Raw genomic sequence first — 26,234 nt, 5'->3', positions numbered from 1 at the left:
CGGGCAGGTGGCCTGGTGGTGTCAAAAACGCTACCGCCGGGGAGGTCGCGAACCGAGGATTGCGCTGCCGACACGCAGGTGTGTCGCACCCGCGGCGACGGCCGACTCGAGATCGCCGGACATCCCGGCGGAGATCCACGTCGCGTCGGGATGATGCGCGCGTACGTCGGCGGCCACCTCGCGCAGCCGGGCGAACGCCGCCCCCGCATCGCCGTCCAGAGGCGCCACCGCCATCACCCCGCGCAGGCGCAGCGCCTGTGACGCGGCGATCCGGTCCGCGAGCTCGGCCACCTGGTCCGGCGACGCTCCCCCGCGTCCGGCGTCGTCACCGGACAGGTCGACCTGCACCAGCACCTGCGGCGCCCGCTCGTGGGCGACGGCCCCCCGGTCGAGCGCGGCCACGATCTTCGCGCGGTCGACCGAGTGCACTACGTCGGCGTACGCGCTCACGTGCGGGGCCTTGTTGGACTGCAGCTGACCGATGAAGTGCACTCGCAGGTCGGCCCGGACGTCCGTCGTGAGGTCGGCCACCTTGGCCGCCGCCTCCTGGTCGCGGCTCTCGCCGATGTCACGGACCCCGAGGGCGTGCAGGCGGAGCACGTCCTGCGCAGGGAAGAACTTGGTCACCACGATGAGCGACACCTCGCCGCGGTCGCGCCCGGCGGACGCGCACGCCGCCGCGATGCGCTCATGCACCGCGGCCAGGTTGGTGGCGAGCTCGTCGGCGCGGGGGTCAGGCGCCACGGTCGGCCCGTTCCCGGAGCACGACGACGCCGGCGAAGCGCCCTTCACCGTGGTCGCGGCGGTGGGAGAAGAGGCGATCGGACTCCCGGGTGCAGCCGGGCACCCACGTCACCGGGACGTGACGGGAGCGCAGCTGCGCGACCACACCGGACGCGACGTCGATGGCAGGAGTGCCGGTCCAGCTGACGGCACGACTCTCGGGGCTGCGGCGAGCCGCGTCCTCGCGCATCTGCTCGGGCACCTCGTAGCACCGGCCGCACACCGAGGGGCCGACGAAGGCCTGTGGCGCATCGGCGCCGAGCCCGGCCATCTCGTCGAGGGCGGCGTCCACGACGCCGTTGGTCATTCCGGGACGCCCGGCGTGGACGGCTCCGACCACCCCGGCGTGCACGTCGACCAGCAGCACGGGCGTGCAGTCCGCGACCAGCACCGCGAGCCCGAGACCCGGGACGTCGGTGACCTGACCGTCGCACTGCTGCGGCTCGCCGCTGCCCGCGGCCGTGGTCCGGATCGTGCGGTTGCCGTGCACCTGGTGCATGAAGGCGAGCCGGTGCGGAGCCAGGCCCATCGCCCGCGCCACGGTGGCGCGATTGGTGCGTACGGCGTCCGGGTCGTCGCCGACGAGAGCGCCCAGGTTGAGCGAACCGAGCCGCCCGCTGCTCACCCCGCCGGTGCGGTCGGTGAACGCCACGTCGGCGGACCGGCCGTCACGGCCGGTGACCGTCTCGCGCCACCAGAACACGGGCTCAGACCCGCGCCGTGGACCGACGCCGACCGCGCCCGGCGATCACTTGAGGAAGTCGGGGACGTCCAGGTCCTCGGGCGGGTCGACCGGAGCCTGACGCGGCGGGCGCACCGGAGCGGCCTGCTGCGGGACGCTCTGCTGACCCTGCTGGCCCTCGCCCTGACGACTGTCGGCGCCCTGCTCGCGACCCTGACCGCCCTGGCCGCCCTGCTCCCCTCCGACGGGACGCTGCAACGGCTGGCCGTAACCCTGCTGGCCCTGGCCACCCTGCTGACCCTGCGCCTGACGGGCGGGCTGCGCCGCACCGTCGCGCTGCACCGGGGCCTGCTGGTGGGGCGCGCTCGGCGAGGCGCCTCCGACGGCGGCCGCCACGGGCTGCTGCTGCCGCGCCGTCGGGCCGCCCTGGATCTGACCGATCGCCCGCTCGTCCGCCCGACGCTGCGGGGTCCCGCCGTCGAAGCCGGCAGCGATGACCGTGACCCGCACCTCGTCACCGAGGGCGTCGTCGATGACCGCACCGAAGATGATGTTGGCCTCCGGGTGGGCGGCCTCCTGCACCAGCTTGGCCGCCTCGTTGATCTCGAAGAGTCCGAGGTCGCTGCCGCCCTGCACGGACAGCAGCACGCCCTGGGCGCCGTCGATGCTGGCCTCCAGCAGCGGGGAGGAGATCGCGTACTCGGCCGCCTGCACCGCACGGTCCTCGCCGCGCGCCGAGCCGATGCCCATCAGGGCCGAACCGGCGCCCTGCATGACCGACTTCACGTCGGCGAAGTCGAGGTTGATCAGACCGGGGGTGGTGATCAGGTCGGTGATGCCCTGGACACCTGACAGCAGCACCTGGTCGGCGGTGTGGAAGGCCTCCAGCATGGAGACGTTGCGATCGCTGATCGACAGCAGCCGGTCGTTCGGGATGACGATGAGGGTGTCGACCTCCTCGCGCAGCGCGTTGATGCCGAGATCGGCCTGGCCGGCACGACGGCGTCCCTCGAACGTGAACGGCCGCGTGACGACGCCGATGGTCAGCGCGCCGAGGCTCTTGGCGATCTTCGCCACGACGGGTGCGCCACCGGTGCCGGTGCCGCCACCCTCCCCGGCGGTCACGAAGACCATGTCGGCGCCCTTCAGCACCTCTTCGATGTCCTCCGCGTGATCCTCGGCGGCCTTCTTGCCGACCTCGGGGTCTGCGCCGGCGCCGAGGCCACGGGTCAGCTCGCGGCCGACCTCCAGCTTGACGTCCGCGTCGCACATCAGCAGCGCCTGGGCGTCGGTGTTGATGGCGATGAACTCCACGCCCTTGAGGCCGCCCTCGATCATCCGGTTGATCGCGTTGACACCGCCACCACCGATACCGACGACCTTGATGACAGCCAGGTAGTTCTGAGGAGTTGGCACGAGGTGGAGCCTTTCGAGGATTGCCGGGTGAAGTGCTGCGGTGCTGCTGTGCTGCGTCCAGATGCGGTGCGCGGCGTATGTCCGGGCGTGCAGAGGGCACCGTACCGGCCACGATCATGCCGGGGGCGGTTGCGACTGCCCCTACGACACGCGCCGCGACCTGTCGAAAACCGCCCAGACCTGCACGAGGTGCGCAGAAAGAGCGGTGCAGACGACCGCTCACCCACGCGACCGCGATCGTACGCGACCCCGCTCGACACCGACAGTCGCCTTGACCTCAACTAGAGGTCGAGCGTTCGGCGAGCCGCTGCAGGATGGGAGACGCCAGGGCGGTGACGTCGCCCGCGCCGATCGTGAGAACGAGGTCGCCGTCGCGTGCGGCGTCGGCGACGGCGTCCACCGCGTCGGCTCCGGAGGCCACGAAGACCGCTCCGGGGACCCGGTCCGAGAGCAGTCGCCCGGTCACTCCGGGCACCGGCTCCTCGCGGGCGGCATAGACGTCCATGACGAACGCCGCGTCCGCCAGTCGCAGTGCCGCGGCGAACTGTTCGGCGAAGGCCTGCGTGCGGGAGTACAGGTGCGGTTGGAACAGCACGATCAGGCGCCCCCCGTCGCGCAGTGCCAGGCCCGTGCGGATCGCGGCCTGGAGCTTGTCGGGGTTATGTGCGTAGTCGTCGACGACCCGCACACCGGCCGCGCTCCCCCGCACCTCGAACCGGCGGGAGGTGCCATGGAAGTCGGCGAGCCCGCGGACGGCTGCCTCGGGCGCGATGCCGCAGCCGGCGGTCAGCGCGAGGGCCACCGCGGCGGCGTTCAGCAGGTTGTGCGCGCCCGGGACCTGCAGGCGCATCGCCACCCGCTCCCCGGACGGGAAGGACAGCAGGGCGGATGCCGACATCCCGTCGGCGCTCTCGTCGCTCAGGCGCAGGTCGGCGTCGGGCGACCTGCCGTAGGTGAGCACTCGCAGGCGGGCCGCGTGCCGGCGTGCCAGGGCCGCACTCCCCTCGTCGTCCGCGCATGCGACGAGCAACCCGCCCGGCCGGGTCGAGGCGGCGAAGTCGTCGTACGCCGCGTGCAGCCGCTCACTGGTGCCGTAGAAATCGAGGTGGTCGTCGCGCACGTTCGTCACGACGGCGATCTGCGGCCGGTAGACCACGAACGAGCCGTCGCTCTCGTCGGCCTCGACGACGAACGACTCGCCGTCGCCGACACCGGAATTGGCGCCGATGCCCGCGATGTCGGAGCCGATCGCGAACGACGGTCCCGCCCCCGCGGAGCGCAGCGCGACGACCGCCATGGCGCTGGTGGTGGTCTTGCCGTTGGCGCCGCCGACGGCGATCGCCCGGCGTCCCTGCGTGAGCACGGCGAGGGCCTGTGAGCGGTGCAGCACCCGCAGACCGCGCTCGCGCGCCGCCGCCAGTTCCGGATTGCTCTCCCCGATGGCACTGGAGACGACCACCAGGGTCCCCGCGTCGAGCCCGGTCACGTTGTCGGCGTTCTGGCCGATCACGACGGGCACACCGGCAGCGCGTAGTCGCTGCACGGCGTCGTTCTCGGCCCGGTCCGAGCCGGTCACGGTGACCCCGCGCGCCAGGAAGAGCGCGGCGATGCCGGACATCCCCGAGCCGCCGATGGCGATGAGGTGGACCGCACGGACGTCCTGCAGCAGGGGCAGCGGCGCGGCGAAGTCGAAGCGGCGATTGATGCCGTCGGCCACCGGTCAGCTCCCCGTGGCGGCGTGCTCGATCATCGTGACGAGAGTGCCGGCCGACTCGCCGTGGCCGGAGCCGCGTGCGGCGATGGCCATCTCCTGCAGCCGAGCCTCATCGCGCAGCAGCGGGATCAGGTGGGCGTCGACCCATTCGGGGGTGAAGTACTCATCGGGGACCAGCTGCGCGCCACCGGCGGCGACCATCTCTGCGGCGTTCAGCTTCTGCTCGCCGTTGCCGACGGGCAGAGGCACGAAGACGGCCGGCAGCCCCACGGTCGCCAGCTCGCAGACCATCCCGGCACCGGAGCGGGTGACTGCGAGATCCGCCGCGGTGTAGGCCAGATCCATCCGGTCGACGTAGGGCAGCACGACGTACGGTGCGCCCCCGAGCACTGCGGGCAGGTCGATCTCCTTGCCGCGGCCGGTCACGTGCAGCACCTGGATGCCTGCGGCGCTCAGCTCCCGGGCCCGCTGCGCGAACGTGGAGTTGAGTCGTGCCGCGCCGAGCGATCCGCCGGTCACCAGCACGGTGGGCAGGTCCGGACGCAGTCCGAAGAAGGCGCGGGCCGCCTCGCGACCGACGGACCGGTCCAGCCGCGAGATCTGCGTCCGCAGCGGCATGCCGATCACCCGGGCGTGCGGCAGCTGCGTCGTGCGGAAGGTGGTCGCGACGTACGGCGTGAGGCGTGCACCGGCACGATTGGCCAGGCCCGGTCGGGCGTTCTGCTCGTGGACGACCATCGGGATCCCGCGTTGCTTGGCGGCGAAGAACGCGGGCGGGCTGACGAAGCCGCCGAATCCGACGACGACCTGCGGGTCGACGTCGTCGACCACCGCGCCGGCCTCTGCGATCGCGCCACGCAGGGCGACCGGGAAGCGCACCGCAGCGGAGTTCGGTCGGCGCGGGAAGGCGACCTTCGGGATCAGCCGTAGCTCCAGGCCGGCCTCGGGCACCAGCCGCTCCTCGAGGCCGCCTTCGCTGCCGAGCACGGTGATCCGCGCCTGCGGATGGCGGGCGGCAAGCTCCTGCGCCGTCGCCAGCAACGGTGAGATGTGCCCCGCGGTGCCTCCGCCGGCCAGCAGCACGCTGCGCAGCGGCGCCGACTGCGGGCTCTGCCCGCCGCTCATCGGCCGGCGCGGGAGGACGCGAGGACGGCCGAAGCCTTGCGCAACAGGCTCGGGCGCGCCTGCAGGGCGGCCCGGCACTCCGGCTCCGCACGCGCGAACGACAGCAGCATTCCGAGTGCGAAGAGTGTCGTCACCAGGGCAGATCCACCAGCGGACACCAGCGGCAGCGGCACCCCGATGATGGGCAGCAGGCCAGTCACCGATCCGATGTTGACCATGGCCTGGAAGACGATCCACAGCATGATCCCTGCCGTCGCCAGCCGTACGAACATGTCGTTGCTCGTGACGATCAGGCGGTAGCAGGCGTACGCCAGCACGACGTAGAGGCCGACGACCGCCATGGTGCCGGGGATGCCGAGCTCCTCGCCGATGATGGCGAAGATGAAGTCGTTGTGCGCCTCGGGCAGCCAGAACCACTTCTCACGGCTGGCACCGAGGCCGACGCCCCACCAGCCGCCGTCGGCCATGGCGTACATGCCGTGCACCTTCTGCCAGCACCCAGGGGTCTGGGCGTCCATGCACGTACCGAGCCAGGCGTCGATGCGACCGGTGCGGTTGCCGCTGGTGAGCGCGAAGGTCAACGCGCCCAGCGCCGCGGCGCCGGCGGCGACACCGAAGATACGCAGCTGCACACCGGCCACGAAGAACATCGCGCCCATGATGGCCAGCAGCACGAGGCAGGTGCCGAGGTCACCGCCGCCCATGACAGCGGCGAGCACGATGAAGAGCAGCGGCCCGAGCGGCAGGAGCAGGTGCTTGTAGCTGTCGAGGACCCGGCGTTTGCGGGAGAGCACGGTCGCGACGAGCAGAACGACAGCGATCTTGCCGACCTCGGACGGCTGCATCGTGAAGCCGCCCGCACCGATCCAGTTGGTGTTGCCGTTGACCGTCAGGCCCAGGGGCGTGAAGACCAGCAACTGCAGGAACACCGCGAAGAAGAACACCGGAAATGCGATGGTCTTCCACATCCGGACGCTGATCCGACTCGCGACGAACGCCCCGATCACACCCACCACGGCGAACGAGGCCTGGTTCAAGAAGATCGTGTACGAGGAGTGCGTCGGCGACGCGTACGACGTGACGCTGGACGCCGACAGCACCATCGTGAGGCCGAAGATCAGCAGCAGGGTGCCGGATCCGAGGATCAGGTAGTACGGACCGACCGGCGACGTCACCCGCTCCTTGACCTGCTGCAGATAGCCGCGCGCCGGATCGAAGCCGGGGTTGGCGCCACTCGCGGTCATCGACCGGCTCCGCTCACCCGACGGGCGGCCTGCGCGAAGAGGTCGCCCCGCTCGGGGTAGCCGGAGAACATGTCCTTGGACGCGGCCGCGGGAGCGAGGAGTACGACGTCGCCCGGCCGGGCGAGGCGGGCAGCCTCGGTCACAGCGAGATCCATGGCGTCAGTCTGAATGCTGTCGATCTGCACGACGGGGACATCGGGCGCGTGTCGCCGCAGCGCCTGCGCGATCACCTCGCGATCGGCCCCGAGCAGCACCGCGGCGCGCAGCCGCGGGGCGGCGTCGCGCACGAGATCCTCGACGTCGGCGCCCTTCAGCTGGCCGCCCGCGACCCACACCACGTGCTCCACCGCGCGCAGGGCGGCCGCGGCCGCACCGGGATTGGTCGCCTTCGAATCGTCGATCCAGCGCACCCCGGCACCGGTCGCGACGACCTGCCCGCGATGCGGCTGGGGCGTGTAGCCCATCAGGCCTGCGCGCACGGCCGCCGGCGGCACGTCGTAGGACCGCGCCAGGGCCGCGGCCGCGAGAGCGTCGGCGACGTAGTGCGGCGACGGCGCCTCATCGCCCGCGGCGAGCTCGGCCACCGTGCACAGCTGCGCGGCGTACCGGCGGTCGGGCACGAACGCGCGGTCGGCGAGCACTCCGTCGACCACGCCGAGCATCGATGGTCCCGGCAGGCCGAGGGTGAATCCGATGGCGCGCGCACCGTCGACGACGTCGGCGTCCTCGACGAGTTCGCGCGTCGTGGAGTCGTCCTCGTTGTAGACGCACGCGTGCTGGGTGCGTTCGTAGACGCGCCCCTTCATCCGGCGGTACTCCTCGTAGGAGCCGTGCCAGTCCAGGTGGTCCGGTGCGACGTTGAGGCAGCAGGACGCGTACGGCGACAGGCTGGACGACCAGTGCAGCTGGAAGGTCGACAGCTCGACGGCCAGCACGTCGTAGGGCTGCGGATGCAGCACCGCCTCGACGAGCGGCGTGCCGACGTTGCCCGCCGCGATCGCGCGCAGCCCACCTGCCTGCAGGATCCGCTCGAGCATGGTGACGGTGGTGGTCTTGCCGTTGGTGCCCGTGATCGAGAGCCACGGTGCGGCGCCTTGGCGCGGGCGCATCCGCCAGGCGAGCTCGACCTCGCCCCACACCGGCACCGCGGCCGCCGCGGCGGCCCGCATGTACGGATGCGTGGGCGGGATGCCCGGCGAGGTCACCACCAAGTCGGTGCCCGGTCCGGGGCGCTGCTGGTGCTCGGCGCCGAACCGTACGACGGCGCCCAGGATCTCCAGCACGGTCGCCTGCTCGCGCTGGTGGTCGGTGGGGGCGCCTGACAGCACCGTCACGTGCGCGCCGCGCTGCAGCAAAGCGTCGGCGGCGGCGTACCCGCTCACGCCGAGGCCGAAGACCACCACGTGCAGGCCGGCCCAGTCCGCGTCGGCATGGTCGAGGGCGGCGAGCGAGGTACGACGCCCGTCGTCGACCGGCATCAGCGGCGGACCGTCCGTGCCTGCCGGGCGAGCCGGGCACCCATCAGGTGACGACCCACTCGGCGTAGAACAGGCCGAGCGCCACCGCGACGCACAGGCCGGCGATGATCCAGAACCGGATCACCACGGTGACCTGTTCCCACCCGAGCATCTCGAAGTGGTGGTGCAGCGGCGCCATCCGGAAGATCCGTTTGCGGCGCAGTTTGAAGGACCCCACCTGCAGGATCACCGAGAGCGTCTCGAGCACGAACAGCCCGCCGAGGATGACGACCAGCAGCTCCGTGCGCGAGCAGATGGCGAGGCCCGCCAGCGCGCCGCCCAGCGCGAGCGAACCGGTGTCGCCCATGAAGATCTTGGCCGGGGTGGCGTTCCACCACAGGAATCCGAAGCACGAGGCCATCACGCACGCCGCGACGACGGCGAGGTCGAGCGGGTCGCGCACCTGGTAGCACTTGTTGCTGAAGTGGTACTCGCAGTTCTGGTTGTACTGCCACACGCTGATCAGGATGTACGCGCCGAAGACCATCGCGCTGACGCCGGTCGCGAGACCGTCGAGGCCGTCGGTGAGATTCACGCCGTTCGAGGTGCCGGCCACGATGAGGTTGGCCCAGAGGACGAAGAGGACGACGGCGAGGGCCGTGCCGCCGAAGGCCAGGTTGACCCAGGTATCCCGCACGAACGAGATGTGGAAGCTGCCCGGCGTACGACCGCCCTTGTCGCCGAAGCGGGTCGCGAGGATCGCGAACACCGTCGAGACGAGCACCTGCAGCACGAGCTTCTGGACCGAGCGCAGGCCGAGCGAGCGCTGGTGGGAGATCTTCATCCAGTCGTCGGCGAACCCGACGAGACCGAGTCCGACCAGCAGGAACATGACCAGACATCCGGAGACGGTCGGCGGCGACCAGCTGAGCAGGTGGGCGAGGAAGTAGCCGCTCACCGAACCCGCGATGATCACCGCGCCGCCCATCGTGGGCGTGCCGCGCTTGGTGTGGTGGCTGGTGGGTCCGTCGTCGCGGATGAACTGCCCGTACCCGCGCCGCACGAGGAACTGGATGAAGATCCGGGTCCCGAACAATGCCACTGCCAGCGCGATCAACGCGCCGATCAGGACAACCTTCACAAAACATCCTCCGCTTCGAACCGTTCGGTGATCCGGTCGCCAAGGTAACGCAGGCCGGAGTCGCGGCTCGACTTGAACAACACGACGTCCCCCGGTTGCAGCATGGAGACCAGCAGGTCATACGCCGCGTCGGCGTCGACGACCCGCTGCGCCGCCCCCGCGGCGTCCTGCACGGCCTCGGCGACCGGCGATGCGTCGGGACCCACCGCCACGACGACGTCGATCCCCCGCGCCACGGCGTCGGTGCCCACGGCGCGGTGCGCCGAGACGCTCTCGTCGCCGAGTTCCCGCATCGCCCCGAGCACCGCCACGGTACGACGTTCGCGCCCGATCTGCGCGAGCGCCGCCAGCGCGGCGGACATCGACTCGGGGTTGGCGTTGTAGGCGTCGTTGACCAGAGTGATGCCCCGCTCCAGCTCATGCACCTCCATCCGCCAGCGCGCCTGCGCCGATGCACCCGACAGGGTCTGTACCGCCCGGGACAGCTCCACACCGGACTCCACCGCGGCCGCCAGCACCGCCAGGGCGTTGCCGACGTGGTGCTCGCCGTGCACGGCGAGGGTCACCGGGATGCTCCCCTCACTGGTGACCAGGGTGAAACTCGCCCGGCCGGAGGTGTCGGAGCGTACGTCGACCGCCCGGTACTCCGCAGCCTCCGAGCGGCCCACCCCGATCACCCGGGCCGACGTCTTCTCGGCCATTGCGGCGACCCGCGGGTCGTCCAGGTTCAGCACGGCCACGCCGTCGGAGGGCAGGGCGGCGACCAGCTCGGACTTGGTGCGCGCGATGGCGTCCACGGAGCCGAACTCGCCGACGTGGGCGTGACCCACGTTGAGCACGATCCCGATCCGGGGCGGCGCCATGCGCGTCAGGTAGGCGATGTGTCCCACACCCGAGGCCCCCATCTCGACCACCAGGTGCCGGGTGGCAGCGGTGACCCGGCACAGCGTCAGCGGCACGCCCACCTCGGAGTTGTAGGACCCCTGGGGCGCGACGGTCTCCCCGTCCTGTGCGAGCACCTGCCCGAGCAGGTCCTTGGTGGAGGTCTTTCCCGAGCTGCCGGTGATGCCGATGATGTTCAGACCCGGCACCCGGTCCACGACCGAGCGCGCCAGGGACGCGAAGGCGTCCTGCACGTCGGGGACGACGACGGTCGGGGTGGCCTCGACCGGTCGGCTGCCGAGGGTCGCGACCGCACCCGCGCGAGCGGCACCGTCGGCGAACTGGTGCCCGTCGGCGTGCTCACCGACCCGTGCCACGTAGAGGCTGCCGGCCTGCGCCTCCCGGGAGTCGGTCACGACCGGGCCGTCGACGAGGACGTCGTCGCCCACCAGAGATCCGCCCACGACCCGGGCGATCTCGCTCAATGCCAGAGGGATCATTTCGGACGTTGCTCGGTGCTCACGGCGGCGTACTGGATCGGGTAGAGCGAGACCGGCTTGCGGCTCGGCGCGACGCCGCGCGTGCGCAGCACGTAGCCGGTTACCTGGGAGAAGATCGGCGCGGCCGCCTCACCGCCGTAGATGGTGGTCTTCGGGTTCTGCAGCGCGACCGCGACGATGTACTGCGGGTTCTCCGCCGGAGCCATCCCGATGAAGGAGGCGGTGTAGCCGTTGTAGCGGCCGAGCTTGGCGTCGTACAGCTCCGCGGTGCCGGTCTTGCCGGCGACGTTGTAGCCCGCGACCTTGGCCTTCTGCGCCGTACCGTCCTGGCCGACCACACCGCTCAGCATCGTGCGCAGCTGACTCGCGACGCCGGTCGAGATGACCCGCACCGGCTTGCGCGAGTCCGCGGGCTTGGTCCACCCGCCGGACGCGTTCTGCACCCCCGCGATCAGGTTGACCGGCAGACGCACCCCGTCGTTCGCGACGGTCTGGTAGACCGACGCCTGCTGCATCAACGTGGTGGACAGGCCCTGCCCGAACATCACGGTGTACTTCTGCGAACCGCTCCACTGCGACGGTGGCGCCACGATGCCGCCGGTCTCTCCCGGGAAGCCCACGCCGGTGGGCGCGCCCAGGCCGAACTTGCGCATGAAGCCGTAGAGGTAGTCGGAGGACACCTTCGACCCGGTCAGCATCGTGCCCATGTTGGAGGACTCGGCGAGGACGCCGGCGACCGTGAGGCTCTCGGTGCCGTGCGGCTCGGAGTCGTGGAAGAGGGCTCCCCCGCGGCGCAGCTGCGACGGCACGATCACCTGGGAGGTGGGAGTGGCGACGCCGGCGGACAGTGCGGCGGCCATGGTGATGATCTTGCTGGTCGAGCCCGGCTCGTAGGTCTCGGCGAACCCGCGGGGCTGCAGGTTGCCCGGGGATGCCGCGCCCGGGTTGGTCGGATCGAAGCTCGGGTACGACGCCGCGGCCAGCACGTTGCCCTGCCGGTCCATCACGACGAGGTCCCCGGCCTCGGCGCGGGTCTTCTTGACCCCGGCAGCGAGCGCGTTGCTCGCGTAGTACTGGATGTCGGAGTCGAGCGTGAGCTTCACGTTCGAGCCGTTGACCGCGGGGGTGTCGGAGTTGCTACCGGTGGCGATGACCGTGCCGTCGGGCGCCTCCTCGTAGGTGCGGACACCGGGCCGGCCGTTGAGGATCCCCTGTTCCATCAGCTCGACACCGCCGGCGCCCGCGCTGCTGCCGGCGTCTACCCAGCCGACGATCGACGATGCGCTCGCGCCCTGCGGGTACTGCCGGGTCTGGGTGGACTCGGGGTAGATCCCGCCGAGCTTGAGGGCCAGGACCCGCTGCCACTGCTCGGGCGTGACGTTCTTGACCAGATAGACGAACCTGGACTTGCGCTGGGTCGCGGCCTGCAGCGTCGCGTAGTACTGCTTGGCGCTGCCGCCGAGCACCGATGCGAGCCCGGCTGCCACCCCGGAGTTGCCCAGCACCGTGGTGCGGCCGTTCACGAAGCTCTTGTACTGCGAGGTCTGAGTCGCGTCCGCGGTCACGTTGTAGCGCTGCACACTGGTCGCCAGCGCGGCACCCTTGTCGTCGACGATCTGACCGCGCAGGGCGGGCACGTTCTCGTGGTGCAACCGGCTGTCACGGGCCTTCGCCGACACGGCGGCGGCGTCGACGCCCTGCACGCGGATGATCTGCGCGGTGAACAGGCTGAAGATGAACAGCATGGCGACCATCAGCATCCGGGCACGCCGGCCCGGGTGGCCGAGGCGCATCGTGACCGGGCGGCGGCGCGGCGGCCCCCGTTGCCTCCGCCGCCGGCAGAGCGTGCCGGGCGGCCCGGCCGCTGCGAGCCGGTGACGGATGCAGGACGTCGTACGCCCGCTCCGGTCGGTCGGTCCGACCCCGTCGCCCTCGCACGCGTCGCCGCGGGCTTGGAGGAGTCCCGTCGCGGATCCCGTTGTCCCGCCACCCGATCGGCCGGACGTGCACCGGTGCGACCGCGCGAGGTCGTCCCGGTCGTGCGCGGACGGGCGGAGCCGGCGCCGCGGGCCCCTCGCGAACTCTGGGATCCCTGCGAGCCCTGGGAGCCCGGAGGACGGGTCTGACTCAACGGGTCACCTCGTGGTCGTCGCGTGCGTGCCGGTCGTGTTCTTGGTCTTGGTCTTCGTGCCCGTCGTGCTGCTCTTGCTCTTGGTGCTCTTGCCCTTGCTCTTCGGGCTGTCCTTGGTGCTCTTCGTCGTGCCGGTCTTGTCCGGCTTGGCCGTCTTGGTCGCCTTCTTCGGTGCCGGAGCCCCGACGCCGGCACCGAGGGAGGCCCCCGTCGCGGCAGTCCCGGCGACCTTCGCAGCACCGCCGGTGGTCAGCGGACCCACGGTAAAGGGGGTGCTGCCCGCCGCCCCGTTCGCCACGCCGATCGTCTTCCCATCGGATCCCACGTAGCGGACCCGGGACGCGGGAGCGAGGCCCATGGCGTGTGCGCGGGACGCGAGGGAGGCCGGAGACTCGGCCAGCTGCAGCGCGGAACGCAGGCTCTGCTGGGTGTCGGTGTAGGTCGCGGAACGCGCTTGCAGGGAGTCCATCGTGAACGACTGCTGGGCGCGCTGGGTGTTGAGCACCAGCAGGGTGGCGAGGCCCATCGCGAGCACGAACACGCAGGCGGCGATGAACGCGGCGCTGTGCCCATCACGGGAGTCGGCGGGCGCGACGACCCGCAACCGCACCGACGACGCACCGCTCGTGGGCAGGGACCGCGACTTCGACCCGGGGGTCGGGTGCGGCACCCGCGCTCGTGGGGCGCGCAGCGGTACGGCGGCCTGCTGGCTCATGCTCATCGGGAGGTCCCCTTCGTGGATCGACGACGTTCTGCTGCGCGCAACCGGGCGGAGGCCGCGCGCGGGTTCTCGGAGGTCTCCTGCTCGGAGGGCCGTTCGGCTCCCCGGGTGAGGCGACGCAGGTAGGGCTCGTGCTCGGGCAGCTCGACCGGCAGGTCCACCGGCGCCGAGCTCGTGGTGCCCTCGGCAAGGACCTGTTTGGCGATCCGGTCCTCGAGGGAGTGATAGGCCAGGATGGCGATCCGGCCGCCGACGGCCAGGTGCTCGATGGCCTGGGGCAGGGCGCCGGCCCAGGAGTCCAGCTCGCGGTTGACCTCGATGCGCAGCGCCTGGAAGGTGCGCTTGCCCGGGTGGCCGCCGGTGCGCTGGTGCGCTGCGGGAATCGCGTCACGCAGCAGGTCGACCAGCCGCGCGGACCGGTCGAAGGGCGCCTTCTCGCGTTCGCGGACGACGGCGCGGGCGATGCGGCGGGCGAAGCGCTCCTCGCCGTACTCGCGCAGGATGCGCTCGAGCGCCGCGGCGTCGTAGGTGTTGAGGACATCGGCGGCAGTGGGGCCTTCGCCCTGGTCCATCCGCATGTCGAGCGGCGCGTCCTGGCTGTAGGAGAAACCCCGCTGCGTCTCGTCCAACTGCAGGGAGGAGACGCCGAGATCGAAGAGCACTGCCTGCGACTCGCGCACGCCGAGACGGACCAGCTCGGTGAAAGCGTCGTCGTAGACGGCGTGTACAGGGCGGAATCGGTCGCCGAAGCGCTGCAGCCGCTCCCCCGCGAGGGCCAGGGCCTCGGTGTCACGGTCCACACCGTATGCCGTGACACCGGAAAAACGTTCGAGGACGGCCTCGGTGTGTCCCCCCATTCCGAGGGTCGCGTCCACGAAGACCGCGCCAGGGGTCTCCAGGGACGGTGCGAGCAGCTCCAGGATGCGTTCGCGCATCACGGGGGTGTGCCGCTCGGCGGCGTTGCTGTCGGTGTGGCTCATCGCGGCGGATCTCCCCTCTGGTGCGGCTCGGACGGTGTGACGTACTGATAGGTGCTGCGGGATCTGTGCGATGTGCTGCGGGGCGCTGTCTGATGCCTGGTCCCCAGCCGTCGCTGTTGCCGACGAGCGGCTGATGCTCCGGTGCCGGGGAAGTGGCATCGGTGCATCCGGCGAACGGATGGAGGCCGGATCTCAGAAGAACCCTCCGGGGATCACCTCCTCGCCCTGGGAGGCGAAGTCGTCCTCGGTGGCTTCCAGGAACTGGGTCCACGCGGCGGTGTCCCACAGCTCGAGCCGGTTGCCCGTGCCGATGACCGTGCAGTCCTTGCTCAGGCCGGCGTACTCGCGCAGCACTGCGGGAACGGTGACCCGCCCCTGCTTATCCGGAATCTCATCGGAGGCGGCCGACAGCAGGACGCGCTGGAAGTTGCGGACCCCCGGTTGGTGACAGGGGTGTTGTTCATCTGCTCGGCGAGCCGCTCGAAGTCCGACATCGCGAAGACGTAGAGGCAACGGTCCTGGCCGCGGGTGATGACCAGACCGCCCGCGAGTTGGTCGCGGAACTTCGCGGGAAGGATCAGTCGGCCCTTCTCGTCGAGGCGGGGGTGGTGGGTGCCGAGGAACATCGCGCCACACCTCCCGATCGTCGTCCCACGAGGTTCGGCCGACCCGACTCTCCGCTGTCCTCCACTTTACTCCACATCTCCCCACAATCGAAGCGAAAAGGGCCCGCCGAATCTCATGTCGCCCCAAAAAGTGCAGGTCAGGGCGGGTGGAGGATGGTGGAGGATCGGCGACGGCGTACGTCGGCCGCATGACCGGTCGGACCCGAGGTCGGGCACCCGGCTACATGGCGCCTGCCCATCAGGCAGGATTCATCCATGAAGCATTCCGCATCGGTCGATGCGCTCTCGCAGACGGCGACCTCGCGATCGGCGATGAGCCTGGACGACGTGCGCCGGGTCGCCGGCGACATCCAGGCCTCGGTGGCCGGGGTGATCGAGGGCAAGAGCGACGCCATCGCCACCGCGGTCGTGGTGCTGTTGGCCGAGGGACACCTGCTGATCGAGGACGTCCCCGGTGTCGGCAAGACGATGCTGGCCAAGGCTCTCGCGCGGTCGATCGACTGCACCATGCGTCGCCTGCAGTTCACCCCCGACCTGCTGCCCAGCGACGTGACGGGGGTGAGCATCTTCAACCAGGACACCCATCAGTTCGAGTTCCGCCGTGGCGCGGTCTTCGCCGGGATCGTGGTGGGCGACGAGATCAACCGCGCCTCGCCCAAGACGCAGTCGGCCCTCCTGGAGTGCATGGAGGAGAACCAGGTCACCGTCGACGGTCAGACCTACCTGCTGCAGCGCCCGTTCATGGTGATGGCCACCCAGAACCCGATCGAGATGGAGGGCACCTACCCGCTCCCCGAGGCGCAACGTGACCGGTTCATGGCGCGCATCTCGATGGGCTATCCGACCGCAGCGGCGGAGATGCGGATGCTCGACCTGCACTCGGCGCACCGTCCGTTGGAGGCGCTGCGGCCGGTCGCCGACGCCGCCCTGGTCCTGCGCGCCATCGAAGCGGTCTCCGGTGTCTATGCCAGCGCCGCGCTGCGCCAGTACATCGTCGACCTCGTGACCGCGACCCGGACGGCGCCCGGCGTCCGCCTCGGCGCCTCACCCCGCAGCGCGCTGCAGTTGCTGCGCGCCGCCCGCGCGCAGGCCGCCCTCGACAGCCGTGACCACGTGCTCCCCGAGGACGTGCAGCGCCTCTGGATCCCGGTCTTGTCCCACCGCGTCATCATGGGCGGCGACGCCAGCGGACGATCCGCGTCCGACACTCTGGCGCAGCTGTTGCAGCGTGTCCCCGTCCCCGCGCAGGCCCGCTGACCATGGTGCGCGCACCCGCTGCCGGGCGGCGGCACGCGCGCGCGCGCCTGACCTCGCGCGGGCACGCCGTCGTGGCCGCGGGAGTCGCCCTCACGATCACCGGGCTGGCGCTCGGTTACGGCGACATCACCCGGATCGGGATCTTTCTCCTCCTGCTGCCGTTGTTGGCGACGCTGCTCGCCTCCCGCCGCGCGGCGCACCTGGAACTGACCCGCACCATCGCGCCGGTGATCCTGCACCCGGACGAGCCGGCGCCCGTACGCGCCGTGTTCGCGAACCGGGCGAAGCGCGCCAGCCGGTTCGGCACGGCCCAGGACAGCATCGACGCCAGCCTCGGGGATCGACCTCGCTACACGCTGCCGAGCATCCCGGCGCGGGGCAAAGCCGTCGTCGAGTACACCGTCCGGGGTCGCGCCCGCGGGCTGCACACGATCGGACCGACCACCATCGAGCACCCCGATCCGTTCGGCATGTGCTGGGCGGGCACCGTCATCCCCGCCGACGACCAGATCCTCGTCCTGCCCCAGACCTTCCCCCTGGTGCGGCACCGGCTGCCGTACGCCAGCGGCGGCGAAGGCGACTCGGGTCACTCCATCGCGTTGCACGGAGAGCAGGACGTCAGCATCCGCGCCTACGTCGAAGGCGATGAGCTGCGCCGGATCCACTGGGCCGCGACCGCGCACCGGGGTGAGCTGATGGTGCGCCACGAGGACCGGCCCGCGTACAAGCACGCCCTGTTGATGTACGACGCCCGCACCAGTGCCCACCGCGTCGACGGCGCCTACGACTCCTTCGAGTGGACCATCAGCGCCACCGCCTCGATCGCGCTGCTGCTGCACGAACTGAACTATCTGACCCATCTGCTCTCCCCCGAGTCGCTGGACGGGGAACGGTACGAGACGCCGTCGTCCTCCGACACCATGCTGCGCGACCTGGCCGAGGCGCAGGAGTGCGAGGACGGGCTGCACGCGCAGGTGCTCGCGCAGGCGTCGCGGACGGCGTCCGGCTCGACCACGATGGTCGCCGTCCTCACCGACCGCCCGGCCGCCGGCCTGCGCCAGCTGGCCGCATGTTGCGGTCGCGGGGCCGTCGGCATCGCCATCGTGGTCGACACCGACGCCTATCGACGCGATTCGGAGGTGGAGGGGGCGGACGCCCGGGCGGTCGCGCACGAGTTCCAGGCGGCCGGCTGGCGCACGGTGGTGGTCGGCCCGCGATCCGGCGTGCCCGCTGCGTGGCGATCGGTGGCCGGCATCGCGCCGGTCGGGGCGGCGATGCGATGACCCGCGCCCGTCCCGCACAGACGTTCCTCGCCGCTCTCGCGACGATGATCGCAGCCTGGCCGATCACCACCCTCTTCGTGGGTAATGCGTGGATCGACGAAACACTCGGGCTGGTCACGCTGGCAGCCCTGCTCGGGATGGCCGGGCGGGCATTGGACCTGCCCCCGATGCTCACGCTGTCGGTTCAACTGATCGGAGTGACCGCGGTCACCGTGGTCACTCACCTGCACGACCACCTGGACACCAGCCTGCCCTCGGCGCTGCGCGCGCTCGGAGCGGACGCGCACCACACGGTGACGGCGTACGCCGCGCCGGCCCCGTCCACGGTCGGCGTGGTCTTCTTCATCGGTCTGATCATCGCGATCATCGCGATCACCGTGGACTTCCTGGCGGTGTCGGCCCGCTCGCCCGGCCTGGCCGGCGTCCCGTTGCTGGTGGAGTTCGTGATCTCCGCGGCCAACTCCGGCGGGTCGTTGCACCCCCGCTACTCGTTCGCTCTCGGCCTCGCCTGGCTGGCGATGCTCTACGCCGCCTCCGAGCGGTCCGCGCGTGACTGGTCGGGGCTGCGGGCGCGCATCCCCGGACGCCCCAACAATCCGACCGCCCTGCTCGGCGGACACGACTTCGGTCCCTTCACCCGGACAGCCGGTGTCGGCGCCCTGATCGCGGCGCTGGTGATCGCCGCATCGCTTCCCGCCGCCTCACAGAAGTTCATGGCCAACGGTCTCGCACGCGGCAACGGCCCGGCCACCACCGTCGGCTTCTCGACCGATCTGGACCTGCACAACAACCTCGTCGACCGCGACCACTCCCCCGTGCTCACGCTGCGCACCGCGGACCTCAACCCACCGCCGCTCCGCGCACTGGTCGCGGACGACTACACCGGCGACCACTGGGTCCCGGCGCGGCCGTCGTACCTGTTGCGCGGAGTCAACGGAGCGCCGCTGCAGCGCTACGGGCAGAACACGGTGCCGACCACCAGCTCCCCCTACACCATGGTCATCACCCAGAACACGATGCGCCCGCCGTACGTCGTGGCCCCCACCCAGGTCGCCAGCGCCAACTTCGGGGGCGCCACCTGGAGTTACGACCCGGACACCACCCAGCCGTCGACGACCCGGCTCGAGAACAGCTACACAGTCCGGTACCTCAGTCAACCCGCGAGCGCCCGGCCCTCGTCGCAGACCATCGACACCACGGGATTCGGCCCCGACCTCGTCGTCGACCAAGCCTCGAAGAGCCGCATCGACGCGCTCGTGCACACCGCGGCGCCGAGCGGGACGCCCTTCCAGAGGGTCATCGCGATCCAGGACTACTTCCGCGACGGTGACAACTTCGACTATTCGCTGACGTTGGACCCGACCCGCAAGGACTCCGCGGACCGGCCACTGGACCCCATCAGCAACTTCCTGGTGACCCGGCGGGGCTACTGCATGCAGTTCGCCACGGCGATGGTGATGGCGGCCCGGTCCATCGGAGTGCCGGCGCGCCTCGGGGTGGGCTTCCTGCCCGGCACGGTGGACTCCTCCGGCTCCTACCAGGTGCATCAGTCCGACGCGCACGCCTGGCCCGAGCTGTACTTCCCGGGGATGGGATGGACCCGATTCGAACCCACCCCTGCGGCACGGACGGGTCTCGCGCCGCCGTACGCGAGCCCGACGATCGGCAGCCCCGAGAGCGCCGCCCCCCGACGTTCCGCCTCCGGCGGCCGCACCGCACGGGGCAGCGACTCGACGACCAGCGCATCGGGCACCACCACCCCCACCTCCTCGCACTCCGTGAACCTGCACCTGGTCTGGCTGCTGTGGGTGTTCGCCGCCCTGCTGGTCCTTGCGGCCGCGTTCGCCGTCCTGCCGTTGCTGGCCCGGTGGTCCCGGCGCCGACTGCAGGTCGGGCACGGCGCCGCAGACGATGCTGCCCGCGTGCAGGCGCAGTGGGACGACCTGGTCTCGCGGATGGAGGACCTGGGCATCGACCCGGCGCCGCAGGTGTCGCCGCGCTCCCAGGAGGCGCACTACCGGTTGCACCTGGTGGTGGGTCGGGAGGGGCAGGAGTCGCTGCACCGCGCGGTCGACGTCCTGGAGCGGGTCCGCTACAGCCCGCGACCCGGTCCGGGTGACGATCTGTCGGCTCCCGCCGACGATCTGCTGATGCGGATCCGCCGGAGCCGCTCGTTCCGTACGCGGGTCGTCGCCACCTTGTTCCCGCGGTCGGGACGGCGCGCGGTGCGCTCCCTGTTCTCGAGGCGCACGCGGCGCTGAGCGACCGGCGACAGACCGCGACAGATACGCAGAAGGCCGCGCACTCTTGCGAGCGCACGGCCTTCTGTTGGTCCGATGTCGACCTGGAGGTCAGTCCAGGTAGTCGCGCAGCACCTGCGACCGCGACGGGTGACGCAGCTTGCTCATGGTCTTGGACTCGATCTGGCGGATGCGCTCGCGCGTCACGCCGTAGACCTTGCCGATCTCGTCGAGCGTCTTGGGCTGGCCGTCGGTCAGGCCGAAGCGCATCGAGACCACGCCGGCCTCCCGCTCGGACAGGGTGTCGAGCACCGAGTGCAGCTGCTCCTGCAGAAGGGTGAACGAGACGGCGTCCGCGGGCACGACGGCCTCGGAGTCCTCGATGAGGTCACCGAACTCGGAGTCGCCGTCCTCACCGAGCGGGGTGTGCAGGGAGATCGGCTCGCGGCCGTACTTCTGCACCTCGACGACCTTCTCCGGGGTCATGTCGAGCTCCTTGGCGAGCTCCTCCGGGGTCGGCTCCCGGCCCAGGTCCTGCAGCATCTGACGCTGCACCCGGGCCAGCTTGTTGATGACCTCCACCATGTGCACCGGGATGCGGATGGTGCGGGCCTGGTCGGCCATGGCACGCGTGATCGCCTGCCGGATCCACCAGGTGGCGTACGTGGAGAACTTGTAGCCCTTCGTGTAGTCGAACTTCTCGACCGCACGGATCAGACCGAGGTTGCCCTCCTGGATCAGGTCCAGGAAGAGCATCCCGCGACCGGTGTAGCGCTTGGCCAGCGAGACCACGAGGCGCAGGTTGGCCTCCAGGAGGTGGTTCTTGGCGTTCTTGCCGTCCTGGGAGATCCACCACAGCTCGCGCTTGAGCTTCATGTCGATCTTGTCGCCGGAGTTCAGCTTCTCCTCGGCGAACAGACCCGCCTCGATGCGCTTGGCGAGGTCGACCTCCTGCTCGGCGTTGAGCAGCGCGACTTTGCCGATCTGCTTCAGGTAGTCCTTGACCGGGTCGGCGGTCGCTCCCGCGGTGACGACCTGCTGGGCCGGGGCGTCGTCGTCGTCGTTCTGGCTGAGCACGAATCCGCCGGCGGCCTCCGAGGCCTCCTTGGCGGCCTGACCGTCCTGCTTCGCGGTGGTCTCGTCGGTGGACTCCTCCGGCTCGGCCTCGGACGACGCGGCGGCCGCGTCGGCAGCCTTCGCGGCCCGTGCACGCTTGGCCGTCGCGGTCTTCGCGGCAGCGGCGGTCTTGGCGGCCGCGGCCTTCGTGGTCTTGGGAGCCACCTTGGTCACTGTGACACCGTCGTCCTGGCCAGACTCGACGGCGGCCTTGGCCGGTGCCTTCTTCGCGGCGACCTTCTTGGTGGCCGCGGCCTTCTTGGTGGTGGTCGCAGCGACCACGGGGGTGCGCTCGGCGGCGGGGGTCACCTCGACACCGGCCGCGGCGAGGGCGCGCAGCACAGCAGGGGCGCGACGTACGTCGTGCCCGGCCTCATGCATGGCCGAGGTCAGCTCCGCACCGCTCACGCCTCCGCTGGTCCGCGACGTACGCACCAGCTTCTCCAGGGCGGGGTGGGAGATGTGCTGCGGCAGCTCGGACGCAGTGTTGACTTTGGCCACGGGTGGTCACCAACTACCTTTCGAAACAACAGCATCGGCGCGATGAGCGCGCGCGACACCGACCGCTCAGGGCGGCATCGAAGTTTGGGGATCGTGAAGCTCGTCCGCCCAGGTCGGCGACAGCCTCTGGTTACCATTATAAAACGACTTCGGCCGTGCTCCGTCCACCGGCCGATCGGGCCGCTCAGGGCTTGACCGCGAGCACCGGACAGTCGGCGTCCAGCAGGATCCGTTGCGCGTGCGAGCCGAGGATGAGTTTACCGACCGCGCTGCGCCGTCGTAGGCCGATGACCAGCAGTCGAGCGGACCGGGACCGCACCAGATCGAGCAGGAAGTCGGTGATGTCATCGCCGTCCGGGTCTGCGACCTCCGCCTGCACCCCGTCCGCCCGGATCCGCTCCAGCGCCGCGTTCAGCTCATCCCGACGCCCCCGCGACGGGACGACGATGAGCGGGCCGCCGCCGTCGCGCGCCTCGTCGGCCGCGCGGGTGATCGCCGCCTCCCCCTCCGGGCTCGGCAGGTAACTGACCACGACGCTCATCGTTGCCTCCTTGGACCGGCGGGGCGGGCTCGACGTCTGCGGCCGACGCTACCCGACCTCGCGGGGTCGCACCCCGCGGACGGCATCCACCGCGTCAGCCACCGCTGCGGCGATGGCGTCGGTCTCAATCAGGAAGCCGTCGTGCCCGTGGGAGGACGACATCACGTGCACCCCGCCTCGCCCGTGGGCGTCGACGATCTCCTGCGACAACTCCACCGGGAAGAGCCGGTCGGAGTCGACGGCGACCGTGCGCAACATTCCGTCGTACGCCCCGAGCACGTGCGCGAGCGAGCCGCGCCCGCGGGTCACGTCATGCGTCGCCATCGCCCGGGACAGCTGCAGGTAGGACCCGGCGTCGAAGCGGGCGGTCAGTTTGGCGGCCTGATGGTCCAGATAGCTCTCGACGGCGAACCGGCCGTCGCTCATCGGGTCCTCGGCGCCCTGCGGGTCGCGCCCGAACCTGATGTCCAGCTCAGCGGCGCTGCGGTACGTCGTGTGCGCGATCCGGCGGGCGAGGCCCAGCCCTTGCCGGGGGCCCGGTCCGTGCCCGTAGTAGTCGCCGCCGAGGTAGTCCGGGTCGGAGGTGATCGCGAGTGCCTGCGCCTGGCCCCAGGCGATCTGGTCGGCCGTGGCGCGGGCGGTGCTGGCGATGATGAGCGCGCCGTCGACCCGGTCGGGGTGACCCGCCACCCATTCCAGTGCGCGCATCCCGCCCATCGACCCGCCGAGCACCAGCCGCCAGCGGTCGATGCCGAGCGCGTCGGCGAGCCGTGCTTCCACGGCGACTTGGTCCCGCACGGTCGTCGCCGGGAACCTCGCGCCCCACGGGCGACCCGCCGGATCCGATGATCCCGGACCTGTCGTGCCGCGACAGCCGCCGAGCACGTTGCTGGCGACCACGAACAGCTCGCGGGTGTCCAGCGGCGCACCCGGCCCGATGAGCCCGGGCCACCAGCCGGCGGTGGGCTGCCCGGGCCCGGCCGGGCCCACGACGTGGGAGTCGCCGGTGAGTGCGTGCTCGACCAGGACGGCGTTGTCGGCGTTCGCGTTGAGGGTCCCCCAGGTCTGGAACGTCACGGTCACCTGGGGCAGCGGCACACCGCTCTCCAGAGTGATCTCGGGCAGCAGCAGGGCTCGAGATGCGGGGTTGGTGCCGACGGGCGGGCGCACCCAACGGTCAGCCGGGCGCGCAGCGTCGCGCTCCGGGGTCGGTCGGTGGCGTTGTTGCGTCACAGTCATCGGCGACTTCCGGCTCAGGGGGCCGGTGCCTGGAGGGATGGCTGACCCCGCGCTTGCCGGTGCCATGTCGACATCGGCCTTGTCCTCACCCGGGGCACCCCACCGCGGTGGAGGGTTGCCGCCCAGTCAGCCGGGGCTTGGCACTGGGACTCTTGACGTCGACCACCGTAGCAGCGGGACTTGGTGCCCGACCTCGGCTCCAGCACACCGGTGCGGGCGGGCGACGCACGCGGGCGCAGGAAAGTGACCGCACCGCCGACACCCCACCCCGGCGCCGTACGTCGGCGCAGGAAAGTGACCGCACCGCCGACACCCCACGCACGCGACGTCCAGCAGCGCGAGCGGACCGCAGCGCTCCCCTCCACGCCGCTCGAGAACCCGCCGTCTCCACAGCAGAGCGGCCGCAGCGCCGACACCCACCCGGGCGGAGTCAGGCGCACCGGCGGGGACGGGCGCCGAGCTCCACCGCCCTGCCCAGCAGCCGCGCGAGCCGGTATCCCGGGTCGATCCGCAGGGCCTGCTCCACCGCGACGGCCGCGAGCGCTCCGGAGCCGCTGCTCCACGCCGAACCGGCGATGAAGGTCAGCACCGGAGGACGCATCCACTCCGGGAGGCAGTGCAGCCACTGCACGAGCCTCGCCCGAACGGCGCGGGGATCGAGAGCCCCCGCCACGTAGGGGGGACAGCGCAGGCGTCGAGGGCGTCGGGCCCGGCAGGCCGGGCGCCACCCAGCCGAAGACCTCGTCCCGCACGGCCGGGTCGGCGATCGCGCGGCTCAAGGAGGCCAGCATGGGGACCGGCATCTCATGGATCGGTGCCGAGCCGTGCAGGATCTCCCACATCGCGGCGGTGAGCGCAGCCGGGCGCATCGGCCGATCAACGACGGGCGCGGCGCCGACCGCCCGCGCGACCTCCGTGCGGCACTGGTTCAACGACGCGCGCAGGTCGGCACGCGAGGCGTGCGGCGCGATCCCGTCCAGCACCGACTCGAAGACCGCATCGACCCGGTCCGGGTCCGGCAGCGCGGCGGGACGTCTCGGGCAGCTTCCGCAGCCGCACCGGTGGGCCCACCATCCGCCGTCCCGGGTCACCAACAGGTGCGCCGCGTCGACGTCGTGGGCCCGGAGCACGTCGTAGGCCACGTCGAGCAGTCGGGTCGGCGCATCCTGCGGCACGGGAGGGGTGTCCACGAAGGCGCAGCACAGCGCGCTCGCACCCCGGCCCGGGCGAAGACCTGCCCGATACGACCGATCCCGGGCAGGAGGTCGTCCTCCTCCCCCAGGTCCAGGCGGGCGACCACCCGGATCCGTTGGTCGGCGAGCCCGACGACGACCAGGGAGTCGGTGGGCCGGAAGCCGAGCTCGTAGGGCAGGTAGGCGATCAGTTCGCCGAGGCCGTGCAGAGTGCTGCGCATGCGCCCACCGTGGCGCGGCGCGACGCACGCGGGACGTCCGCCCTCAGGGGGTGTGGATGTCTCCTGGGTGCCTCGGGGGATGTGGACGACCGACGGGTCAGCGCAGACGACGCCCGCGCACCGTGTGCTTGCGGGCCGCCTCCCAGGCCAGGAAGTCGTCGGTGTCGTGCACCAGCGCGTTGGCGAGCCAGGCGAGGACCACGGCGTCGTCCGCCAGGCCCACGATCGGTGCCAGCTTCTCCGGGATCAGGTCGACGGGTGAGGCGATGTACGCGGCGGCGGCGACCATCGCGGCGACCCGGGCGGGTGAGGATCCGGTGTACTCCTTGGCGGCCACCGCGCGCACCATCCGGGGCAGCGCGGTCAGCCGCGCCGCGACGCTCGGCCCGGACGGGTCCGCCACCGAGGCGATCGAGTCCCGCAGGGAACGGACCGCGGAGGCACTCATCCGACGACTCTGCCGCGGGCTCATGCGCTGGCGCTCGCAGTGCCGGGCGATCCCGGCCGGGCCACCGGGAACTGGATGCGGGCCGTCTTGGCGACCTTGTTCAGCAGATAGACGTCGAGGCCGGCTCCGACGACCCCACCGGCGAACGGGATCGACTTCCCGAGCCGGGGCAGCAACTTCTCGCTGACCTGGGCGATGAGCCGGAAGCCCACCGCCTTGTCGATGACCATCCGGGCGGCCGGCGGCAGACCCCTGGTCGCGAGATTGGCGAGCCGACCGGTGCTCACCACTCCGGCCTTCTTCAGCAGCGCGTCCGCCTCGCCTCCCACCAGCGCCAGCAGGATGGCCAGTCGCAGATCGGGGTTGCGCAGGTCGTAGCCGCGCAGGTGCGCGATCGCCGCCGTCATCCGGGTCGCCAGCGCGTAGAAGCCGGCGATGTTGGCCGGCAACGAGACGGTCATCGTGACGAATCCGCCCAGCCCGGTCACGAACCCGCCGGCAGCAGCGAGTCGTCGGTGGTCGGCGATCACCTTCTCGATGGCCGCGTCGACGTCGCCGCCGCTCTCCTGCAGTGCCCGCTGGGCCACGTGATCCGCCGAGTCGAAGCGCCCCTTCCCGTCGATGCCGACGTCCATCAGCCGGTTCGCGAGGTTCATCGAGGTACCGGCGAACGCCCCCTTGTTCAGGTCGAGTTCGGTCGATTTCTTGGAGTTGCGATGAAGGAGGGCCACGAACCCATCGTGCCAGTAGCCGAGCCGGGCCCGCGGAGGCTGCGCAGGCGCCGGCTGCTGAT

23 protein-coding genes, 1 pseudogene and 1 riboswitch are annotated in these 26,234 nt (G+C 71.3%); of the genes and pseudogenes, 4 read left to right on the top strand and 20 right to left on the bottom strand.

Annotated elements, in window-relative coordinates; genetic code table 11:
- Window positions 1-30: 30 nt before the first annotated feature.
- The 13 genes and pseudogenes from LVQ62_RS10185 to mraZ form a co-directional block, all read right to left on the bottom strand.
- Window positions 31-744, bottom strand: coding sequence for a YggS family pyridoxal phosphate-dependent enzyme (locus tag LVQ62_RS10185; protein WP_233761352.1), 714 nt, complete (start codon window positions 742-744; stop codon window positions 31-33).
- The gene (locus tag LVQ62_RS10180) at window positions 734-1,486 is read right to left on the bottom strand and encodes a polyphenol oxidase family protein (RefSeq protein ID WP_179481501.1); all 753 of its coding nucleotides are present in this window, start codon (window positions 1,484-1,486) and stop codon (window positions 734-736) included. The genes LVQ62_RS10185 and LVQ62_RS10180 overlap by 11 nt, the downstream gene beginning before the upstream one ends.
- A 45-nt stretch (window positions 1,487-1,531) precedes the next feature.
- Entirely contained in the window at window positions 1,532-2,881 is a 1,350-nt protein-coding gene (ftsZ, locus tag LVQ62_RS10175) for a cell division protein FtsZ (protein ID WP_233761350.1), read from the bottom strand.
- Between the two features lie 277 nt (window positions 2,882-3,158).
- Entirely contained in the window at window positions 3,159-4,598 is a 1,440-nt protein-coding gene (gene murC, locus LVQ62_RS10170) for a UDP-N-acetylmuramate--L-alanine ligase (RefSeq protein ID WP_233761348.1), read from the bottom strand.
- A 3-nt stretch (window positions 4,599-4,601) separates the two neighbouring features.
- Window positions 4,602-5,720: an undecaprenyldiphospho-muramoylpentapeptide beta-N-acetylglucosaminyltransferase gene (gene murG, locus LVQ62_RS10165; protein WP_233761346.1), complete on the bottom strand. Its 1,119-nt coding sequence runs from the start codon at window positions 5,718-5,720 to the stop codon at window positions 4,602-4,604.
- Window positions 5,717-6,964 (bottom strand): putative lipid II flippase FtsW, encoded by a 1,248-nt coding sequence (gene ftsW / locus LVQ62_RS10160; RefSeq protein ID WP_233761344.1) that lies wholly within the window; start codon window positions 6,962-6,964, stop codon window positions 5,717-5,719. Before ftsW ends, murG begins: the two co-directional genes overlap by 4 nt.
- On the bottom strand, window positions 6,961-8,442 hold the full coding sequence (gene murD / locus LVQ62_RS10155) for a UDP-N-acetylmuramoyl-L-alanine--D-glutamate ligase (protein WP_233761342.1): 1,482 nt from the start codon (window positions 8,440-8,442) through the stop codon (window positions 6,961-6,963). The genes ftsW and murD overlap by 4 nt, the downstream gene beginning before the upstream one ends.
- Before the next feature lie 43 nt (window positions 8,443-8,485).
- Window positions 8,486-9,562 carry a phospho-N-acetylmuramoyl-pentapeptide-transferase gene (gene mraY, locus LVQ62_RS10150; RefSeq protein ID WP_179481511.1) on the bottom strand — a complete coding sequence of 359 codons (1,077 nt, stop codon included), beginning with the start codon at window positions 9,560-9,562 and terminating at the stop codon, window positions 8,486-8,488.
- Window positions 9,559-10,929 (bottom strand): UDP-N-acetylmuramoyl-tripeptide--D-alanyl-D-alanine ligase, encoded by a 1,371-nt coding sequence (gene murF / locus LVQ62_RS10145; RefSeq protein WP_370639601.1) that lies wholly within the window; start codon window positions 10,927-10,929, stop codon window positions 9,559-9,561. Before murF ends, mraY begins: the two co-directional genes overlap by 4 nt.
- Window positions 10,930-10,940: 11 nt before the next feature.
- The gene (locus LVQ62_RS10140; protein ID WP_233761338.1) at window positions 10,941-12,698 is read right to left on the bottom strand and encodes a penicillin-binding protein 2; all 1,758 of its coding nucleotides are present in this window, start codon (window positions 12,696-12,698) and stop codon (window positions 10,941-10,943) included.
- Window positions 12,699-13,079: 381 nt separating this feature from the next.
- Window positions 13,080-13,796, bottom strand: a complete 717-nt coding sequence (locus tag LVQ62_RS10135; protein ID WP_179481517.1) for a hypothetical protein — start codon at window positions 13,794-13,796, stop codon at window positions 13,080-13,082.
- Window positions 13,793-14,776, bottom strand: coding sequence for a 16S rRNA (cytosine(1402)-N(4))-methyltransferase RsmH (rsmH, locus tag LVQ62_RS10130; RefSeq protein WP_233761335.1), 984 nt, complete (start codon window positions 14,774-14,776; stop codon window positions 13,793-13,795). Before rsmH ends, LVQ62_RS10135 begins: the two co-directional genes overlap by 4 nt.
- 192 nt (window positions 14,777-14,968) lie before the next feature.
- Window positions 14,969-15,402: pseudogene (mraZ, locus tag LVQ62_RS10125) on the bottom strand (division/cell wall cluster transcriptional repressor MraZ).
- Between the two features lie 255 nt (window positions 15,403-15,657).
- On the opposite strand from mraZ, the gene LVQ62_RS10120 reads away from it, so the two are divergent.
- The 3 genes from LVQ62_RS10120 to LVQ62_RS10110 are packed head-to-tail and all read left to right on the top strand — an operon-like array spanning window position 15,658 to window position 20,203.
- Window positions 15,658-16,659 (top strand): MoxR family ATPase, encoded by a 1,002-nt coding sequence (locus tag LVQ62_RS10120; protein ID WP_233761333.1) that lies wholly within the window; start codon window positions 15,658-15,660, stop codon window positions 16,657-16,659.
- A gap of 2 nt (window positions 16,660-16,661) precedes the next feature.
- Window positions 16,662-17,942 (top strand): DUF58 domain-containing protein, encoded by a 1,281-nt coding sequence (locus LVQ62_RS10115; protein ID WP_233761331.1) that lies wholly within the window; start codon window positions 16,662-16,664, stop codon window positions 17,940-17,942.
- A complete protein-coding gene (locus tag LVQ62_RS10110) occupies window positions 17,939-20,203 on the top strand; it encodes a DUF3488 and transglutaminase-like domain-containing protein (protein ID WP_233761330.1) in 2,265 nt (754 codons plus the stop codon). Before LVQ62_RS10115 ends, LVQ62_RS10110 begins: the two co-directional genes overlap by 4 nt.
- A 90-nt stretch (window positions 20,204-20,293) precedes the next feature.
- Here the strand turns inward: LVQ62_RS10110 and LVQ62_RS10105 are convergent, their stop codons facing one another.
- The 4 genes from LVQ62_RS10105 to LVQ62_RS10090 all read right to left on the bottom strand — a co-directional run bounded on the left by LVQ62_RS10105 (window position 20,294) and on the right by LVQ62_RS10090 (window position 24,210).
- Window positions 20,294-21,799: an RNA polymerase sigma factor gene (locus LVQ62_RS10105; RefSeq protein WP_208052345.1), complete on the bottom strand. Its 1,506-nt coding sequence runs from the start codon at window positions 21,797-21,799 to the stop codon at window positions 20,294-20,296.
- 184 nt (window positions 21,800-21,983) lie between these two features.
- Window positions 21,984-22,340, bottom strand: coding sequence for a universal stress protein (locus LVQ62_RS10100; RefSeq protein WP_179481529.1), 357 nt, complete (start codon window positions 22,338-22,340; stop codon window positions 21,984-21,986).
- Window positions 22,341-22,388: 48 nt separating this feature from the next.
- Complete coding sequence (locus LVQ62_RS10095; protein ID WP_233761328.1) at window positions 22,389-23,579, bottom strand: homoserine O-acetyltransferase; 1,191 nt, start codon at window positions 23,577-23,579, stop codon at window positions 22,389-22,391.
- A 44-nt stretch (window positions 23,580-23,623) separates the two neighbouring features.
- A riboswitch (SAM riboswitch) is annotated at window positions 23,624-23,737 on the bottom strand.
- A gap of 272 nt (window positions 23,738-24,009) precedes the next feature.
- On the bottom strand, window positions 24,010-24,210 hold the full coding sequence (locus LVQ62_RS10090) for a DUF4192 family protein (RefSeq protein ID WP_233761326.1): 201 nt from the start codon (window positions 24,208-24,210) through the stop codon (window positions 24,010-24,012).
- Window positions 24,211-24,368: 158 nt separating this feature from the next.
- On the opposite strand from LVQ62_RS10090, the gene LVQ62_RS10085 reads away from it, so the two are divergent.
- A complete protein-coding gene (locus LVQ62_RS10085) occupies window positions 24,369-24,716 on the top strand; it encodes a hypothetical protein (RefSeq protein WP_233761324.1) in 348 nt (115 codons plus the stop codon).
- Here the strand turns inward: LVQ62_RS10085 and LVQ62_RS10080 are convergent.
- From LVQ62_RS10080 to LVQ62_RS10070, 3 genes are all read right to left on the bottom strand, one after another.
- Window positions 24,667-24,993 carry a DUF4192 family protein gene (locus LVQ62_RS10080; protein ID WP_233761322.1) on the bottom strand — a complete coding sequence of 109 codons (327 nt, stop codon included), beginning with the start codon at window positions 24,991-24,993 and terminating at the stop codon, window positions 24,667-24,669. The genes LVQ62_RS10085 and LVQ62_RS10080 overlap by 50 nt on opposite strands.
- A 97-nt stretch (window positions 24,994-25,090) precedes the next feature.
- Window positions 25,091-25,441, bottom strand: a complete 351-nt coding sequence (locus LVQ62_RS10075) for a YkvA family protein (protein WP_233761320.1) — start codon at window positions 25,439-25,441, stop codon at window positions 25,091-25,093.
- A gap of 20 nt (window positions 25,442-25,461) precedes the next feature.
- Window positions 25,462-26,172, bottom strand: a complete 711-nt coding sequence (locus LVQ62_RS10070; RefSeq protein WP_233761318.1) for an EcsC family protein — start codon at window positions 26,170-26,172, stop codon at window positions 25,462-25,464.
- Window positions 26,173-26,234: the final 62 nt, after the last annotated feature.

The sequence above is a fragment of the Allobranchiibius sp. GilTou73 genome, assembly GCF_021391335.1.
Taxonomy (GTDB): Bacteria; Actinomycetota; Actinomycetes; order Actinomycetales; family Dermatophilaceae; genus Allobranchiibius; species Allobranchiibius huperziae.
Note: the sequence above shows the minus strand (reverse complement) of the source record. Positions and strands in the feature narration are given on the sequence as shown.

Coding starts and splice junctions, on each gene's coding strand:
- murG (WP_233761346.1), bottom strand. CDS start 5,720: ATGAGCGGCGGGCAGAGCCCGCAGTCGGCGCCGCTGCGCAGCGTGCTG.
- ftsW (WP_233761344.1), bottom strand. CDS start 6,964: ATGACCGCGAGTGGCGCCAACCCCGGCTTCGATCCGGCGCGCGGCTAT.
- murD (WP_233761342.1), bottom strand. CDS start 8,442: ATGCCGGTCGACGACGGGCGTCGTACCTCGCTCGCCGCCCTCGACCAT.
- LVQ62_RS10140 (WP_233761338.1), bottom strand. CDS start 12,698: ATGGTCGCCATGCTGTTCATCTTCAGCCTGTTCACCGCGCAGATCATC.
- LVQ62_RS10135 (WP_179481517.1), bottom strand. CDS start 13,796: ATGAGCATGAGCCAGCAGGCCGCCGTACCGCTGCGCGCCCCACGAGCG.
- rsmH (WP_233761335.1), bottom strand. CDS start 14,776: ATGAGCCACACCGACAGCAACGCCGCCGAGCGGCACACCCCCGTGATG.
- LVQ62_RS10120 (WP_233761333.1), top strand. CDS start 15,658: ATGAAGCATTCCGCATCGGTCGATGCGCTCTCGCAGACGGCGACCTCG.
- LVQ62_RS10115 (WP_233761331.1), top strand. CDS start 16,662: ATGGTGCGCGCACCCGCTGCCGGGCGGCGGCACGCGCGCGCGCGCCTG.
- LVQ62_RS10110 (WP_233761330.1), top strand. CDS start 17,939: ATGACCCGCGCCCGTCCCGCACAGACGTTCCTCGCCGCTCTCGCGACG.
- LVQ62_RS10100 (WP_179481529.1), bottom strand. CDS start 22,340: ATGAGCGTCGTGGTCAGTTACCTGCCGAGCCCGGAGGGGGAGGCGGCG.
- LVQ62_RS10095 (WP_233761328.1), bottom strand. CDS start 23,579: ATGACTGTGACGCAACAACGCCACCGACCGACCCCGGAGCGCGACGCT.
- LVQ62_RS10085 (WP_233761324.1), top strand. CDS start 24,369: ATGGGGACCGGCATCTCATGGATCGGTGCCGAGCCGTGCAGGATCTCC.
- LVQ62_RS10080 (WP_233761322.1), bottom strand. CDS start 24,993: ATGCGCAGCACTCTGCACGGCCTCGGCGAACTGATCGCCTACCTGCCC.
- LVQ62_RS10075 (WP_233761320.1), bottom strand. CDS start 25,441: ATGAGTGCCTCCGCGGTCCGTTCCCTGCGGGACTCGATCGCCTCGGTG.